Below are 15,576 nucleotides of genomic sequence, written 5' to 3'. Positions count from 1 at the left end.
ACCACAGTGGGTCCACGTCCCCGGCTCCGCACCGCCCGGCGGAGCACGACCGGAGCCGGACAGGGACGCCCGAGCATGGAGGTACCGATGACCATCGTCCGCGCAGCGATCACCCAGACGACCTGGACCGGCGACAAGGAGTCGATGCTCGACAAGCACGAGCGGATGGCCCGGGACGCCGCAGCCGACGGCGCGCAGATCGTCTGCTTCCAGGAGCTGTTCTACGGCCCGTACTTCGGCATCACCCAGGACAAGAAGTACTACCGCTACGCCGAGCCCGCCGACGGGCCGATCGTGCAGCGCTTCGCGGCCCTCGCGAAGGAGCTGGGCGTGGTGATGATCCTCCCGATCTACGAGGAGGAGCAGACCGGCGTCTACTACAACACCGCGGTCGTGGTCGACGCCGACGGGACGATCCTCGGCAAGTACCGCAAGCACCACATCCCGCACCTGGACCGCTTCTGGGAGAAGTTCTACTTCCGGCCCGGGAACCTCGGCTTCCCGGTCTTCGACACCGCGGTCGGCAAGGTCGGCGTCCACATCTGCTACGACCGCCACTTCCCGGAGGGCTGGCGGGAGCTGGGCCTGAACGGCGCCCACCTCGTCTTCAACCCCAACGCCACCAAGCCCGGCCTGTCGAACCGCCTCTGGGAGGTCGAGGGCCCGGCGGCCGCGGTGGCGAACGGCTACTTCGTGCTGCAGCCCAACCGCGTCGGCCGGGAGGACAACGAGTACGGCGACCTCGCGGTCGACTTCTACGGCACCAGCCAGATCATCGATCCGCGCGGGGAGTTCGTCGGCGAGCGGGGCTCGGGCGAGGCCGAGGAGATCCTGATCCGCGACCTGGAGATGGACATGGTGCAGGAGATGCGCGACGACTGGCAGTTCTACCGGGACCGCCGGCCGGAGTCGTACACCAGCATCCCGAAGCCGTGACCGCAGACCGAGACGGGGAAGACCGATGAAGACCCTCATCACCGGCGGGACGGTCGTCAACGCGACCGGCACCGGAGCCGCAGACGTCCTGATCGACGGCGAGACCATCGCCGCCGTCCTCGCCCCCGGCTCCACGCTGCTGGGCTTCGACCTGGCGGCCCACGTCGACCGGGTGATCGACGCGCGCGGCAAGTACGTCATCCCGGGCGGGATCGACGCGCACACGCACATGGAGATGCCGTTCGGCGGCACCTCCGCCTCGGACACCTTCGAGACCGGCACGCGCGCCGCGGCCTGGGGCGGCACGACGTCGATCGTCGACTTCGTGGTGCAGTACCCGGGCGAGAGCGTCGTCGACCGGTTCCAGGCGTGGCAGGAGAAGGCGGCCGGCAACTGCGCGATCGACTACGGCTTCCACCAGATCCTCTCGGACGTGCAGGACTCCTCGCTCGTCGCGATGGACGAGCTGATGCGCGAGGGGGTGACCAGCTTCAAGCTGTTCATGGCCTACAAGGGCGTGTTCCTCTCGGACGACGGGCAGATCCTCCGGGCGTTCCAGAAGGGCGCGGAGAACGGCGCGATGATGATGATGCACGCCGAGAACGGCGCCCTCATCGACGAGCTGGTGAAGCAGACCCTCGCCGCCGGGAACACCGCGCCGTACTTCCACGGCACCTCTCGCCCCTGGCAGGCGGAGGAGGAGGCGACGCACCGCGCGATCATGATCGCCGACCTCACCGGCGCGCCGCTGTACGTGGTGCACGTCTCCGCGAAGCAGGCGGTGGAGCAGATCGCTCAGGCCCGCGACCGCGGCATGAACGTCTTCGGCGAGACCTGCCCGCAGTACCTCTACCTCTCGCTCGAGGAGCAGCTCGGCGCGCCGGGCTTCGAGGGCGCGAAGTGGGTGTGCTCCACGCCGCTGCGCTCGAAGGCGGAGGGGCATCAGCACCACATGTGGCAGTCGCTGCGCACTAACGACATCCAGATGGTCTCGACCGACCACTGCCCCTTCTGCATGAAGGGCCAGAAGGACATGGGGATCGGCGACTTCTCGAAGATCCCCAACGGCATCGGCTCGGTGGAGCACCGGATGGACCTGATGTACCAAGGCGTGGTGTCGGGGCAGATCTCCCTGCCGCGCTGGGTCGAGCTCACCTCGACCACCCCGGCGCGGATGTTCGGGATGTACGGGAGGAAGGGCGTCATCCAGCCCGGGGCCGACGGCGACGTCGTCGTCTACGACCCGAGCGGGCACACCTCGATCGGGATCGGCGAGGGCCGAAGCCACCACATGAACATGGACTACTCGGCCTGGGAGGGCTTCGAGATCGACGGCCACGTCGACACGGTGATCTCCCGCGGCAGGGTCGTCGTCGACGACGGCTCCTACGTCGGCACGAAGGGCGACGGGGCGTACATCCCGCGCGGTCTGAGCCAGTACCTGATCTGAGCCGGCACCCGATCCGAGCCAGCACCTGATCGAGCAGAAGGAACCCCATGGACTTCGGAGTCGTCCTCCAGACCAACCCGCCCGCCTCGCGCACCGTCGCGCTCGCCGTCCTCGCGGAGACGCACGGCTTCGACTACGCGTGGACCTTCGACTCGCACCTGCTCTGGCAGGAGCCCTACGTGATCTACTCGCAGATCCTCGAGAGGACGCACCGGATCACGGTCGGCCCGATGGTCACCAACCCCGCCACGCGCGACTGGACGGTCATCGCCTCGCTGCACGCGACGCTCAACGAGATGTACGGGAACCGCACGGTGTGCGGGATCGGACGCGGCGACTCGGCGGTGAGGGTGACCGGAGGAGCTCCGACGACGCTCAAGACGCTGCGGGAGTCGATCCACGTCATCCGCGAGCTCGCCAACAGCCGTCCGGTCGAGTACAACGGCCAGACGCTGCAGTTCCCGTGGAGCCGGGGCTCGTCCCTGGAGATGTGGGTGGCCGCCTACGGCCCGCTCGCCCTGAAGCTCGCGGGCGAGGTCGGCGACGGCTTCATCCTGCAGCTGGCCGACGTGGACATCGCGCGCTGGATGATCGGCGCCGTCAAGGAGGCGGCGGCGAACGCCGGCCGGGATCCCGAGTCGCTGCAGTTCTGCGTCGCGGCGCCGATGTACATCGGCACCGACCGGGAGCACATGCGCGACCAGTGCCGCTGGTTCGGCGGGATGGTCGGCAACCACGTGGCCGACATCGTGGGCCGCTACGGCGCCTCCGGAGCGGTGCCGCAGGCGCTGACGGACTACATCGCCGGGCGCGAGGGCTACGACTACAACGAGCACGGCCGCGCGGGCAACAGCCACACCGCCTTCGTGCCGAACGAGATCGTGGAGCGCTTCTGCGTGCTGGGCACGGCGGACGAGCACATCGAGAAGCTCCGGGCGCTCGCCGACATCGGCGTGACGCAGTTCGCGGGATACCTCCAGCACGACAACAAGGAGGAGACGCTGCGCGTGTACGGCGAGCGGGTCATCCCGGAGCTGCGCGAGCACATCGTGGCCCGCGCATGAGACCGGCCCTCGCGCGCGGGCTCGTGCTCGGCGCCGCCGGGCTGCTCCTGCTCGCGCTGGTGTGGGAGGGCTGGAAGGTGCTCGGGCCCGAGGCCGGGGTGGTCGTCGGAGGAGTCACGGTGCTCCCGCGCACGAGCGCCATCGCGATGCCCCACCTCTGGGAGATCGCGGCCCGGCTCGGCGAGCCGGTCACCGGAGCGCGGAACGCCCCGGCGCTCTGGTCGGCCGTCCTGGGGGCGAGCGCCTTCTCGCTCGGGATCGCCGCGGTCGGCTGGGTCGTCGGCACGGTCGTGGGGCTGCTCCTGGCTCTCCTGATGCAGCGGTTCCGCACGGCGGAGTCGGCGGTGCTGCCCTGGATCGTGCTGAGCCAGACGGTGCCCCTGATCGCGATCGCGCCACTGGTGCGGCGCTGGGGGTCGCAGCTCGAGCTCGGACCGGTGACCTGGGAGAACTGGATGTCGGTGGCCCTGATCGCCTCCTACCTCGCGTTCTTCCCCGTGTCGATCGGGGCGCTCCGCGGGCTCGGCTCGCCGACGGCGCACCAGGTCGAGCTGATGCACGTGTACGGCGTCGGCTGGTGGAAGACGCTGGTGCGCCTGAGGCTCCCGGCGAGCGTGCCCTACCTGCTGCCGGCCCTCCGGCTCGGAGCGGTCAGCGCCGTCGTCGGCACGATCGTCGCCGAGGTCTCGATCGGCCTGCGCGGCGGGATCGGCCGCATGATCATCGAGTTCGCCTCCGCTGCCGGAGGCGACCCCGCCAAGCCCTGGGCGCCGATCCTCGGGGCGGTGCTGGTGGGCCTCGCGGCCGCCGGCGCCGTCGCTCTGCTCGGCACCCTCCTCCGTCCGTACCGCCGAGGGGAGCAGCCCGCATGAGCACTGCAGGATCCGCGGTCGTCGTCGACTCCGTCACGAGGACCTTCACCACCGCCCGCGCCGCGAGCGTCACGGCGCTCCAGGACGTCGCGCTCGAGGTGGCCGCGGGGGAGTTCGTCTCGCTGATCGGCCCGTCCGGCTGCGGCAAGTCGACGCTGCTGCGGCTGATCGCCGACCTCGACGAGCCGGACTCCGGCTCGATCGCCGTGTTCGGCAAGACGGCCCGGCAGGCGAGGCTCGACCAGGACTACGGGATCGCGTTCCAGCAGGCGGGCCTCCTGCCGTGGCGCACGATCCGGGCGAACATCGCCCTGCCGCTGGAGCTGCACGGCGTCGCCGCGACCGCCCGGCGCTCGCGCGTCGACGAGCTGCTGGCGCTGGTCGGGCTCGGCGACTTCGCCGACTCCTACCCGGACCAGCTCTCCGGCGGGATGCAGCAGCGCGTCGCCATCGCGCGGGCGCTCGCCGAGAGCCCGCGTCTGCTCCTCATGGACGAGCCGTTCGGGGCGCTCGACGAGATGACCCGCGAGCGGATGCAGACGGAGCTGCTGCGGATCCGGCGCGAGACCGGCGCCGCCGTCGTCTTCGTCACCCATTCGATCCCGGAGGCGGTGTTCCTCTCGGACCGCGTCGTGGTGATGTCGCCGCGGCCGGGCAGGATCCGCGACGTCCTCCCGGTCGGACTCGCCGGAGCATCCGAGCGCGACGCGGCGGTCAGGGAGGACACGGCGTTCTTCCGCGACGTGAGCGCCGTGCGCGAGCTGCTGCACGGCGATCCCGCCGCCGTGCCGCGCGGAGTGGAGAGCCGGTGAGCACGACGGCGCTGGCGCGCAGCGTGCTCGCGCCGGTCGTGCTCGGGATCGCCGCGGTCCTGCTCTGGCAGGCCGGGGTCACCGCTCTGGCGATCCAGCCGTTCGTGCTCCCGTCGCCGCTGGCGATCGGACGGGAGTTCGCCGCGAACCTCGGCTCCGTCGCCGAGGGCAGCGCGGTGACCGGCCGTAACGCGCTGGTCGGCCTGCTGGTCGGCGCAGTGCTGGCGGTCGTGGTCGCCGGACTCTCGGCGCTCGCGCGGGTGTTCGACGGACTGGTCGCGCCGATCGTGGCCGCGGCCGCTGTCGTGCCGATCGTCGCCCTCGCTCCGGTGCTCTACACGATGTTCGGAGCGAACGCCGAGACCGCGAGGCAGCTCGTCGCGGCGCTCGCCGTGTTCGTGCCGGTGTACGTGACGACGCTGCGCGGGCTGCGGCAGGCCGCTCCGGTGCACCGCGACCTGCTGAAGGCCTACGCGGCGACCCCCTGGCAGACCGCCCGCACGATCACGCTGCCGGGAGCAGTGCCCTACGTCTTCACGGGGCTCCGCATCGCCTCCTCGCTCGCGGTGATCTCGGCGCTGGTCGCCGAGTACTTCGGCGGACCCGTGGGCGGGCTCGGCAAGTCGATCACGACGGCGGCCTCGGGCAGCGACTACGCGCTCGCCTACGCCTACGTCCTGGGCGCTGTGCTCGTCGGCCTCGCGTTCTACTGCGTGACGGCCGCGCTCGAGGCGTTCGCGCTGCGCCGCAGCCGGCTGCGCTGAGCGCGGCGCCGCGCGTCCCCGCACCCTCCTCGATCCTCCCGATTCCCGATTCCCGACTCCACCCGACGCACCATCCGCACCGCCCGCATCATCAGCGCCACCTGCACCACAGCGCCACCTGCACCACAGCACCACCTGCACCGCCGCACCACGGGGCGCGCCGCACCGGCGACCCCGCAGACCGCACCAGGAGGACCCGTGACCAGACGCACCCGCATCACCCTGACGACGACCGCCGCCTTCGCGGCCGTGGGCCTCGCGCTCACCGGCTGCAGCGCCTCCGGCGGCTCCGAGTCGGGGTCGGATTCCGGCTCCGGCGGCCTCACGCCGGTCATCCTGCAGCTGCAGTGGGTGGCCCAGGCGCAGTTCGCCGGGTACTACGCCGCGCTCGACCAGGGCTACTACGAGGACGAGGGCCTCGACGTGACGATCGCCGAGGGAGGCGGCGACATCGTCCCTCAGGACGTGCTCGCCTCGGGCGACGCGGACTACGCGATCTCCTGGGTGCCCAAGGTCCTCGGCTCGATCGAGCAGGGGGCCGGGATCACCGACGTCGCGCAGATCTTCGAGCGCAGCGCCACCACGCAGATCTCCTTCAAGGACAAGGGGATCACCTCGCCGGCCGACCTGGCCGGGAAGAGCGTGGGCAGCTGGGGCTACGGCAACGAGTGGGAGCTGTTCGCCGGCATGCAGAAGGACGGCGTCTCCCTCGACGACATCTCGCTGGTGCAGCAGCAGTTCGACATGAACGGCTTCCTCGCGGGCGACATCGACGCGGCCCAGGCGATGACCTACAACGAGTACGCCCAGGTCCTCGAGACCGTGAACCCCGCCACAGGCGAGCTGTACCGGCCGGACGACCTGAACGTCATCAGCTGGAACGACATCGGGACCGCGATGCTCCAGGACGCGATCTGGGCGGACGCGGGCAGGCTCGCCGACGACGACGCGTACGCCGAGCAGACGGTCGCCTTCATCAAGGCCTCGATCAAGGGCTGGATCTTCGCGAAGGACGACCCGCAGGCGGCGGCCGACATCGTCACCGCGGCCGGATCCACGCTCGGCACCAGCCACCAGCTCTGGATGACCAACGAGGTCAACAAGCTGATCTGGCCCTCGACGAGCGGCGTCGGGATGATCGACGAGGCCGCGTGGCAGCAGACGGTCGACATCGCGAAGGAGACGGAGAACGAGACGGGGGCGACGATCATCAGCGCGGACCCGCCCGCCACCGCCTATTCGAACGAGTACGTCGAGGAGGCGCTCGCGGAGCTCGCCGACGAGGGAGTGGACACGAGCGGTGCCGACTACGCGCCGATCGACGTGACGCTGGAGGCCGGCGGCGCCTGAGCCCGGACTCCGCCCCTCCCGGCTCCTCCCGGCCCCTCCCGCCCCGGAGGGGCCCGGGAGGGGTAGGCTGGACCCTCGTGACTACTTTCAAGAAGACGCCGTTCACCGTGAACGTGCGCGACCTCGTGAGGCGGCCGGGCGAGATGCGCGAGCACCGCCTCGAGCTCGAGGCGCCGGAGCCGTTCGGCGAGGGGATCGTCGCGGTCCGCAAGGGATCGGCCGTCGATCTCGACGTCCGGCTCGAGTCCGTGCACGAGGGGATCCTGGCCAGTGTCGAGGTGTCGGCGAGGGCCGACGGCGAGTGCAGCCGGTGCCTGACCGACATCTCCCTGCCTGTCGATGTCGAGTTCCAGGAACTTTTCGCGTACTCTTCTGACGAAGCTTTCGACTATGAGGTTCACGACGACCACGTGGATCTTGAACCTCTGGTCAGGGATGCGGTGGTTCTGTCGCTGCCGTTCCAGCCGGTCTGCCGGCCGGACTGTCCGGGCCTCGACCCCGTCACGGGGGAGCGGCTGGCCGATTCCTCCACGCCCGAACCCGAGGCGCCGCGCGACTCCCGGTGGGCCGCGCTCGCAGGGTTGAGCGAGGGGGACGGCGGGGCCGCAGCGCCCGGAGCTTCCACCGACAGAGCTTCCGCAGACAGCGGTGAGGGCGCGACCGCCCGCACCGAATCCGACTAGAGGTAGAGAAGAGAGAATCATGGCTGTTCCCAAGAGGAAGAAGTCCCGCGCGAACACCCACGCCCGTCGTTCGCAGTGGAAGGCCGAGGTCCCCACCCTCGTCAAGACCATCGAGAACGGCAAGGTCGTCTACAGCCTTCCCCACCGCGCCAAGGTCGTCGAGGACTCCGCGGGCACTGCGTTGTTCCTCGAGTACAAGGGCCGCAAGGTCGCCGACGTCTGATCCCGCTCCTGGTCCGCACGGCGCGGGGCGCACCGCCCCTCGACGAACGGACCGCGGTCCATGGTGAACCAGACCTCCGCACGACCCTCCAGCGACGACCGGTCGCGTCTGGAGGCCACGCTCGGCGTGAGCCTCGACGGTGAGCTCTTCGAGCTCGCCCTGACGCACCGGTCGTTCGCTTTCGAGCACGGCGGCATCCCGCACAACGAGCGCCTCGAGTTCCTCGGCGACTCGATCCTCGGGCAGGCCGTGACCGTCATGCTCTACACCGAGTACCCCGCCCTCAGCGAGGGCGACCTGGCCAAGCGCCGGGCGAGCCTGGTCTCGACCGTCGCGCTCGCCGAGATCGCCCGCGGCATCGGCCTGGGCGAGTTCCTCCGCCTCGGACGCGGCGAGGAGCTGACCGGCGGCCGCGACAAGGCGTCGATCCTCGCCGACACCGTCGAGGCCATCATCGGCGCCGTCTACCTGGGCACCGGCCCCGACGCGGCCCGCGACCTGGTGCTGCGCCTGATCGCCCCTCTGCGGGCCGATCCGCTCCGCTTCGGCGTCTCGATGGACCCGAAGACGAGCCTCCAGGAGGCGGCCGCCGAGCGCGGTGCGCCGGCCCCGCGCTACGAGATCGCCGCCACCGGCCCCGACCACAACAAGGTGTTCGTCGCCACCGTGATCGTCGGCGGACTCGTCACCGCCCGCGGCGAGGGGACGAGCAAGAAGGCGGCCGAGATGGCCGCCGCGCTCGACGCGTGGACGCGTCTGGCGGCCCCCGGCGCACCCGCCGCTCCCGCGGTCTCGGACTGACCGTGCCCGAGCTGCCCGAGGTCGAGGTGGTGCGGGCGGGTCTCGCTCCCGCGGTCACCGGCTCCCTGGTGACCGGCGTCGAGATCGTCGACGAGCGCTCGCTGAAGCGGCACGTGCATCCGCACGGGACCTTCGAGCGCCTGCTCGTCGGGCGCCGGCTCGAAGCGGCGGTGCGGCGCGGGAAGTTCCTCTGGCTGCCCGCGGGCCGCGACGAGGCGCTGCTGGTGCACCTCGGCATGAGCGGCCAGGTGCTGCTGCGCACGGCGGATGCGGCGCTGCCGCGGCTGGCGCGCATCCGGATCGGGATCGAGCACCCCGAGCACGGCGAGCTCGCCCTGCACTTCGTCGACCAGCGGATCTTCGGCTCGATGGCGGTCGACGCTCTGGTGCCGACCCCGGACGGAGCGCCGGGCGGCTACGCGGGCGAGGAGGTCCGCGGAGGCGGCTGGCTGCGCGCCGTGCCCTCGCAGGTCGCGCACATCGCCCGCGATCCGCTCGACCCCTCCTTCGACCTGGGCTCGGTCGTCGCATCGCTGGCGAGGAGGAGCAGCGGGATCAAGCGGGCGCTGCTCGACCAGACGCTCGTGAGCGGCATCGGGAACATCTACGCGGACGAGTCGCTGTGGGCGGCGGAGCTGCACCCGGAGCGGCCGAGCTCGTCGCTCGGCGAGGCGCGCATCCGCCGCCTCTTCGCCGAGGTGCGCTCGGTGCTCGAGCGGGCGCTGGCCGAGGGCGGCACCAGCTTCGATGCGCAGTACGTGAACGTGAACGGCGCCTCCGGCTACTTCTCGCACAGCCTGCACGCCTACGGGCAGACGGGGAAGCCGTGCGCCCGTTGCGGCGAGGTGATCGTGCGGGTGCCGTTCATGAACCGCTCCTCGCACCTCTGCCCGCACTGCCAGCAGCTGCCGCGCTGACGCGCCGGGAGGCGCCGCCTCAGGCGGCGGCGTCGGCGGGTGCCGGAGCGTACCGGGAGTGGACGACGAGCTCGCCCAGCAGCGTCGCGACGAGCGTGATGACGGCGGCGATCGCGAGGCCGAGCCAGAGTCCGACCAGCAGGGCGAGCGCGCCGACTCCGGCACCCGCGGCGATCAGGACGATCGCCGCCGCGCGGCGGAACCACGGCTGACCGGAACCACCCGCCAGGCGGGAGTCCGCAGCGAGGCCCGTGATCGTCGAGGTGACGACGACCGTCGTGACGTCCTTGACGGCGAGGTGGCGGGCGGTCGCGGCCTGGAGGCCCATCGCCCCGCCCAGTACGCCGGTGACGGTGAAGGCGAGCGGCTCGGGGTGCTCAGGCACGACCGCGAGCACGATCGCCAGGACGCCGAGCAGGATGCCGACCACCGCGAAGAGCCAGGTCGAGCGCGAGGTCCAGCCCTTCTTCACCGGGCGGAGCACCCGGCCGCCGATCACGGCGCCGATCATGAAGGCGCCCAGCGCGATCAGGGGGCCGACCACGGGCAGGTCGGCCGCGCCGGAGAGGGCCATGCCGAGGATGACGACGTTGCCGGTCATGTTGCCGGCGAAGACGCGGTCGAGCCCGAGGTACCCGACGGCGTCGATGATGCCGGTCGAGAAGGTGAGGGCGAGCATCAGGCCGAGGGTCGCGCCCTCGGAGCGGGTGCGCAGGCGTCGGAACACGGGAGTCCTGTCGTCGGGGGCGGGTCTGGAGAATCGTGGCACACGCGTGCACATGCTCGAAACACGGCGCGGTTAGGGTCGGACGGCGCGGACGGGCCGCGCGGGAGGCGGACGCGCATGCGGTGGACGGAGTGGGCGGTGCAGCCCGGTGAGGGAGTGCCGCCGGGGGTCGACTACCTGCCGGCCGAGCCGGGTTCGGTGCTGTGGGGGCGCCTGCCGTGCGCGGCGGACGCGCCCGTGCTCACCGTCGACTCGGGGGCCGAGGTCGTCATCGACACGCTCAGCCACGAGGGCGTGCTGGAGGATCAGGGCCGCGATCCGGTCGCCTTCTTCGGCCGCCACGGAGTCGCTCCGGAGGGGGTGCTGCGCGACGCGGTCGCGCTCGCCGCGGACGGGCCGTTCCGCGACGGCGAGACGGACGGGCCGCACGTGGTCACGGGGCCGATCGCCGTCCGGGGAGCGCTGCCGGGGGACCTGCTCCGGATGACCCTCCTCGAGGCCGAGCCGCGCGTGCCGTACGGAGTCGTCTCGAACCGGCACGGCCGCGGCGCGCTGCCGGGCGAGTACCCGCTGCAGGAGGGGCCGTTCAGCGTCTTCGCGCGCGTCGACGAGGACGCGCAGGGCGGTCTCCGCGGCGTGATCCCGCTGGTGCCGGGAGGAGAGCGGGCCGCCCGGTTCCCGCTCCGGCCCTTCCTCGGGATCATGGGCGTCGCCGTCGCAGGGGAGGAGCGCCCGCACTCCGTGCCGCCCGGTGCGCACGGGGGCAACATCGACATCGCACTGCTGACCGCCGGAACCAGCCTCTACCTTCCCGTGCAGGTCCCGGGCGCGCTCGCGTACGTCGGCGATCCCCACTTCGCGCAGGGCGACGGCGAGGTGGCGCTGACGGCGATGGAGGCGAGCCTGCGCGTCCGGGTGCGCCTGGAGGTCGTCCCGCGTGCCGAGGCGCTCGCGGCGTTCGGGGAGCTGCTCGGGCCGATGGGGGAGACCGGCGAGTTCCTCGTGCCCACCGGGATGGACGAGGACCTGGACGTCGCCGTGCAGAAGTGCGTCCGCGCGGCCATCGCGCTGCTGGCGGCCCGCTACGGGATGGACCCGGCTCACGCCTACGCCTACCTCAGCGCGGCGACCGACTTCGACATCTCCCAGGTCGTCGACCTGGTGAAGGGCGTGCACGCCCGGGTCCGGACGGCCGACTTCGATGACTGACCCGCGGGTGACGACGCTCGAGGGTGACCTGCCGGACGGGCTGGTGGACGCGGTCCTGGCGTACGAGGCGGCGCTCGGGGCTGACGACGTCGCGGCGCTCGCCGACGCGTTCGTGGACGCGCCGACGACGCTCCGGGGCGACGCCTCCGGACTGCTCGTCGGCCACGCGGTCATCACCGGCTTCCGGGGTCGTCGCGGCGGGGCGCCGGTGCGGGAGCTGATGGAGCTGCACGTCAGGGCGGTCGATGCGGGCACGGCGCTCGTGGTGAGCGTGAACGCTCCGGCCCGTGGCGGGCGCGGGCTCGTCACGCAGCTGTGGTCGCGCGAGGGCGGGACCTGGCGGGTGCGCGCCGCGCAGGTGCAGGCGCCCTCGCCCGCGCTGGACCCCCGTGTCTGGCGGGCCGTCGGCGTGCCGCTCGTGCCTGCCGCCGGCTCCGGGACCCTCGACGGACTGGACGTCGCGGTCAAGGACCTCTTCGCGATCGAGGGCCAGCGGATCGGCGCGGGAGTGCCGGCCCGCCTCGCTTCCGCGCCAATCGAGGCGGCGACCGCTCCGGCCGTCGCGCAGCTGCTCGCAGCGGGAGCGTCGGTGCGCGGGATCGCTCAGACCGATGAGTTCGCCTACAGCATCGCCGGCCGGAACTCCGGCTACGGGACGCCGCCCAATCCGGCCGTGCCCGGAGCGATCCCGGGCGGATCGTCGAGCGGACCGGCGACCGCCGTGTCGCTCGGGCAGGCAGCCGTCGGGCTGGCGACCGACACCGCGGGATCGATCCGGGTACCCGCCTCCTACCAGGGCCTGTGGGGGCTGAGGACGACCCACGGTGCAGTGCCCGTCGAGGGGCTGCTGCCGCTGGCGCCGAGCTTCGACACCGTCGGGTGGCTGACGCGGGACCTCGGCACGCTGAGGCGGGTGGCCGAGGTCTGCCTGCCGTCCGGCCCGCCGGTGCGGAGTCTCGCGGTGGCGCCGGCACTCCTGGGCGGAGTGGACGCGGCCGTTCGGGCGGCGTTCCGATCGGCGGTCGGGAGGATGAGCGCCGACGAGGTCGAGCTGCCGCCCGTGGCGGAGATGCTCGAGGCGTTCCGGCTCGTGCAGGCGGCGGAGGCTTGGCGGTCGAGCGGCTCGTGGGTCGCGGCGCATCCGGGAGTGCTGGCGGCGGACGTCCAGGCGCGCTTCGACGCGGCCTCGCTCGTCGACGAGCAGACGGAGGCGGACGCGCGGGCGCGAGTCGCGGGGTTCCGGGAGGCGCTCGACCGTGCGCTCGAGGGGCGGGTGCTCCTCCTGCCGTCGACGTCGTCGGTGGCGCCGGCCCTCGATGCGTCGGCCGAGGCGATCGACGCGGCGCGGACGGCGACGCTCGGCCTGACCTGCGTCGCCGGGATCGGCGGGTATCCGGCGCTGTCGGTGCCGCGGTTGAGTGTCGGCGGCGCTCCGGTGGGGCTCTGCCTGGTGGGACCGCGGGGGTCGGATCTCGCACTGCTGGAGCTGGCCGGCACGCTCTGAGAGGGGCCACGCCCGGAGCTCGTTCTCTCCCTCGTCGTGAATCGAGGCGGAAGCCGTGACCCGCTCTCCCTCTCCCTCTCCCTCTCCCTCTCCCTCTCCCTCTCCCTCTCCCTCTCCCTTTCTCTCTCGCTCCGTCCCTCCGTCGCTCCGTCCCTCCGTCGCTCCGTCCCTCCGTCCCTCCGTCCCTCGTCGTGGATCCGAGGCGGAAGCTGCGCCGTTGTGGCCGAGTCGCTGCGCTGACCGCTGTCCTCGAGTGCGATCTCAGCGGTGAGCAGGGGCGCCGAGCCCGGAGGGTGGAACGAGCCCGGGTGCAGCGAGTGCGGGCTCGGTGGACCGGTTCGTCGGCGGGCGCGTCGGACGACCGTCTTCCACGGCTCGGCCCTCGGCTGAGACAGGCCGCCGGCTCGGACCCGCGCGGCGCGAGCGGGCGTGCACGAGCACGCCCGCTGGAGCACGCGCTGGAGCATGCCCGCAGGAGCGCGGCTCCTTCCGCCGTCAGAACGGGGGCGGCGCATCGCCGAAGGTCGGCCTGCGCCGCGGCGGCGCGGGCGGCGCGGGCGGATCGGGTGGACGGGTGACCACGCGGCGGCCCGTGGGGGTGGTCCAGTCGGCCGATCCGTCGGGGTGGAGCGTGTAGGTCCAGCGGTCGCCGTGGCGGGTGTGGTGGTGGGCGACGCAGAGCGACGCCAGGTTGTCGAGGGCGGTGGCGCCTCCGTGACGCCACTCGAGCGTGTGGTCGGCCTCGGCGGTCGCCGCGGGCCGGGTGCAGCCGGGGAAGCGGCATGTCCGGTCGCGCAGCTGGAGGGCGAGGCGCATCCGCGGGGGAGGGAGGCGGTGCGTGCGTCCGACGGAGACCACGGCGCCCGTGCTCGGATGGGTGAGCACCGGGGTGACGGCCGAGTCGGCTCCGAGGAGCTCGCGCGCGACGCCGGCCGGGATGAGGCCGTAGCCGTCCAGTTCCGCGGGGGTCTCGTCCTGCCCGGCCGCGGTGCTCGCGGCGAGGGTCAGACGCACCTCGGCCCGGATGCCGCGAGCGGACGTGTGCGGACGCTCGTCGCCCGGCGCCGTGCCGGACACGTCGCCGTCGCAGAGCAGGTCGACCAGGGCGTCGGCCCGCAGCTGCGCGAGCGTGCGCTCCTCCGCTGCACCGCTCCCGTCGCGGAGGGCGCGGGCGATCCGGTCGAGCCGCGCGAGCGCACCGAAAGCGGCCGGAGCGGGGAGGGTCGCGCAGAGCGTGGCCATGCCGTCCTGCTCGGGCGAGACCCGGACCGACCGGTCCTCCCGAGCGCGGGCGTGTCGGTCGGCCAGAGGACTCTCGTGGAGCTCGTCCCGCAGCCGGGTCAGGCGTCGCCGCAGCTGGGTCGGCGTCATCGAGGCGGCCAGTCCCGCGGCGCGCTCGTCGAACTCCGGGAGGGTGGCCGGCGGCAGGGTGGCCGCGACTCCGCAGATGATCTGCCCCGCCTCCCAGCGCAACCGCGCCTCGGCCAGCGCGGCGCGCGTGCAGGGCAGGTGGTCGACCAGCAGGCGGGCGTGCTCGAGCTCGCGCGCGGCCACACGCTCGGACACGGCGAGTGCGACGGCGAGCTCGGCCCGGACGGAGCGCTCCACGAGGTCGCGCGACTCGGCGGGAGACCCGCCGCGCGCGAACGCCTCCGGGCGACGCAGAGCAGCCGCGTACGCCTCGTGCAGCGCCTCGGCGGAGGCGAGGTGGAGCGGAGCCGCCGAGCGGGCGAGCAGCGCCGCGCGGTCGCCGAGGGCGCGGACCTCCTCGAGTCCCTGCCGCATCCCATCCGCCATACCCGTATTGAACCAGTGACCACCGACACGCGGGCCGCAGGTGCGTCCGATCGGGAGAACCCGCTCGCCTGACGGCCCTGTGGAGGAGGCTCGCCGCACCAGCGGACGTCGAGCCGGCTTCGATCAACCGGATCAGGACGATCCGCACAGGACCGACGTCGCCGTCAGCAGGACCACGAGGACGCCGATGACGACGAGGAGAGCTCCGCCCGCGGCCGTCAGGAACGGCGACTGCCCCGAAGGCCGGGCCCGTTGCCCGTGCTTCCGCAGCTGATCTCGGGCCCGCGCAGAGATCCGCTCGCTCTGAGTGATGAACACCACACCGAAGATGATCGCGATCGACGCCTAGGTGAGGGCGACGATCCGGTCCTCGATCACCGTCCGGAGGCCCTTCCCTCCATCACGGCCCTCCTGCCGACCAGCGTCTCGCGACCCTCCCCGACGACCCGCGCCACACCGCGAAACAC

15 protein-coding genes are annotated in these 15,576 nt (G+C 72.5%); 13 read left to right on the top strand and 2 right to left on the bottom strand.

What is annotated here, in order from left to right; all coding sequences use genetic code 11:
• Window positions 1–87: 87 nt before the first annotated feature.
• From C5C44_RS00160 to mutM, 11 genes are all read left to right on the top strand, one after another.
• Window positions 88–936, top strand: coding sequence for a nitrilase-related carbon-nitrogen hydrolase (locus C5C44_RS00160; RefSeq protein ID WP_104223476.1), 849 nt, complete (start codon window positions 88–90; stop codon window positions 934–936).
• A gap of 25 nt (window positions 937–961) precedes the next feature.
• On the top strand, window positions 962–2,386 hold the full coding sequence (gene hydA / locus C5C44_RS00155) for a dihydropyrimidinase (protein ID WP_104223477.1): 1,425 nt from the start codon (window positions 962–964) through the stop codon (window positions 2,384–2,386).
• Window positions 2,387–2,433: 47 nt separating this feature from the next.
• Window positions 2,434–3,450, top strand: a complete 1,017-nt coding sequence (locus C5C44_RS00150; protein ID WP_104335056.1) for a TIGR03842 family LLM class F420-dependent oxidoreductase — start codon at window positions 2,434–2,436, stop codon at window positions 3,448–3,450.
• Window positions 3,447–4,322: an ABC transporter permease gene (locus tag C5C44_RS00145; RefSeq protein WP_104335055.1), complete on the top strand. Its 876-nt coding sequence runs from the start codon at window positions 3,447–3,449 to the stop codon at window positions 4,320–4,322. The genes C5C44_RS00150 and C5C44_RS00145 overlap by 4 nt, the downstream gene beginning before the upstream one ends.
• On the top strand, window positions 4,319–5,134 hold the full coding sequence (locus C5C44_RS00140; protein ID WP_104335054.1) for an ABC transporter ATP-binding protein: 816 nt from the start codon (window positions 4,319–4,321) through the stop codon (window positions 5,132–5,134). Before C5C44_RS00145 ends, C5C44_RS00140 begins: the two co-directional genes overlap by 4 nt.
• Window positions 5,131–5,898: an ABC transporter permease gene (locus tag C5C44_RS00135; RefSeq protein WP_104308363.1), complete on the top strand. Its 768-nt coding sequence runs from the start codon at window positions 5,131–5,133 to the stop codon at window positions 5,896–5,898. The genes C5C44_RS00140 and C5C44_RS00135 overlap by 4 nt, the downstream gene beginning before the upstream one ends.
• A gap of 198 nt (window positions 5,899–6,096) precedes the next feature.
• Complete coding sequence (locus C5C44_RS00130; protein ID WP_258066587.1) at window positions 6,097–7,248, top strand: ABC transporter substrate-binding protein; 1,152 nt, start codon at window positions 6,097–6,099, stop codon at window positions 7,246–7,248.
• 143 nt (window positions 7,249–7,391) lie between these two features.
• Window positions 7,392–7,931, top strand: a complete 540-nt coding sequence (locus C5C44_RS00125; RefSeq protein ID WP_104288506.1) for a DUF177 domain-containing protein — start codon at window positions 7,392–7,394, stop codon at window positions 7,929–7,931.
• 19 nt (window positions 7,932–7,950) lie between these two features.
• Window positions 7,951–8,154 carry a 50S ribosomal protein L32 gene (rpmF, locus tag C5C44_RS00120; protein WP_104223482.1) on the top strand — a complete coding sequence of 68 codons (204 nt, stop codon included), beginning with the start codon at window positions 7,951–7,953 and terminating at the stop codon, window positions 8,152–8,154.
• 60 nt (window positions 8,155–8,214) lie between these two features.
• On the top strand, window positions 8,215–8,955 hold the full coding sequence (gene rnc, locus C5C44_RS00115; RefSeq protein ID WP_104250952.1) for a ribonuclease III: 741 nt from the start codon (window positions 8,215–8,217) through the stop codon (window positions 8,953–8,955).
• A gap of 2 nt (window positions 8,956–8,957) precedes the next feature.
• Window positions 8,958–9,872 (top strand): bifunctional DNA-formamidopyrimidine glycosylase/DNA-(apurinic or apyrimidinic site) lyase, encoded by a 915-nt coding sequence (gene mutM / locus C5C44_RS00110; RefSeq protein WP_104335173.1) that lies wholly within the window; start codon window positions 8,958–8,960, stop codon window positions 9,870–9,872.
• A gap of 19 nt (window positions 9,873–9,891) precedes the next feature.
• Here the strand turns inward: mutM and C5C44_RS00105 are convergent, their stop codons facing one another.
• On the bottom strand, window positions 9,892–10,599 hold the full coding sequence (locus C5C44_RS00105) for a YoaK family protein (protein ID WP_308470741.1): 708 nt from the start codon (window positions 10,597–10,599) through the stop codon (window positions 9,892–9,894).
• Between the two features lie 117 nt (window positions 10,600–10,716).
• Here C5C44_RS00105 and C5C44_RS00100 point away from each other — a divergent pair, with 117 nt between their 5' ends.
• Both C5C44_RS00100 and C5C44_RS00095 read left to right on the top strand, forming a co-directional pair.
• Window positions 10,717–11,808 (top strand): acetamidase/formamidase family protein, encoded by a 1,092-nt coding sequence (locus tag C5C44_RS00100; RefSeq protein ID WP_104226656.1) that lies wholly within the window; start codon window positions 10,717–10,719, stop codon window positions 11,806–11,808.
• Window positions 11,801–13,312 (top strand): AtzH-like domain-containing protein, encoded by a 1,512-nt coding sequence (locus C5C44_RS00095; RefSeq protein WP_104335053.1) that lies wholly within the window; start codon window positions 11,801–11,803, stop codon window positions 13,310–13,312. Before C5C44_RS00100 ends, C5C44_RS00095 begins: the two co-directional genes overlap by 8 nt.
• A gap of 495 nt (window positions 13,313–13,807) precedes the next feature.
• Here the strand turns inward: C5C44_RS00095 and C5C44_RS00085 are convergent, their stop codons facing one another.
• Window positions 13,808–15,097 (bottom strand): HNH endonuclease signature motif containing protein, encoded by a 1,290-nt coding sequence (locus tag C5C44_RS00085; protein WP_181132636.1) that lies wholly within the window; start codon window positions 15,095–15,097, stop codon window positions 13,808–13,810.
• Window positions 15,098–15,576 lie beyond the last annotated feature (479 nt).

The sequence above is a fragment of the Rathayibacter sp. AY1F6 genome, assembly GCF_002932035.1.
Classification (GTDB): domain Bacteria; phylum Actinomycetota; class Actinomycetes; order Actinomycetales; family Microbacteriaceae; genus Rathayibacter.
Note: the sequence above shows the minus strand (reverse complement) of the source record. Positions and strands in the feature narration are given on the sequence as shown.

Excerpts from the sequence above, each read along its gene's own strand:
- C5C44_RS00160 (WP_104223476.1), top strand. The coding sequence starts at position 88 with ATGACCATCGTCCGCGCAGCGATCACCCAGACGACCTGGACCGGCGAC.
- hydA (WP_104223477.1), top strand. The coding sequence starts at position 962 with ATGAAGACCCTCATCACCGGCGGGACGGTCGTCAACGCGACCGGCACC.
- C5C44_RS00150 (WP_104335056.1), top strand. The coding sequence starts at position 2,434 with ATGGACTTCGGAGTCGTCCTCCAGACCAACCCGCCCGCCTCGCGCACC.
- C5C44_RS00145 (WP_104335055.1), top strand. The coding sequence starts at position 3,447 with ATGAGACCGGCCCTCGCGCGCGGGCTCGTGCTCGGCGCCGCCGGGCTG.
- C5C44_RS00140 (WP_104335054.1), top strand. The coding sequence starts at position 4,319 with ATGAGCACTGCAGGATCCGCGGTCGTCGTCGACTCCGTCACGAGGACC.
- C5C44_RS00125 (WP_104288506.1), top strand. The coding sequence starts at position 7,392 with ATGCGCGAGCACCGCCTCGAGCTCGAGGCGCCGGAGCCGTTCGGCGAG.
- rpmF (WP_104223482.1), top strand. The coding sequence starts at position 7,951 with ATGGCTGTTCCCAAGAGGAAGAAGTCCCGCGCGAACACCCACGCCCGT.
- rnc (WP_104250952.1), top strand. The coding sequence starts at position 8,215 with ATGGTGAACCAGACCTCCGCACGACCCTCCAGCGACGACCGGTCGCGT.
- C5C44_RS00100 (WP_104226656.1), top strand. The coding sequence starts at position 10,717 with ATGCGGTGGACGGAGTGGGCGGTGCAGCCCGGTGAGGGAGTGCCGCCG.
- C5C44_RS00095 (WP_104335053.1), top strand. The coding sequence starts at position 11,801 with ATGACTGACCCGCGGGTGACGACGCTCGAGGGTGACCTGCCGGACGGG.
- C5C44_RS00085 (WP_181132636.1), bottom strand. The coding sequence starts at position 15,097 with ATGCGGCAGGGACTCGAGGAGGTCCGCGCCCTCGGCGACCGCGCGGCG.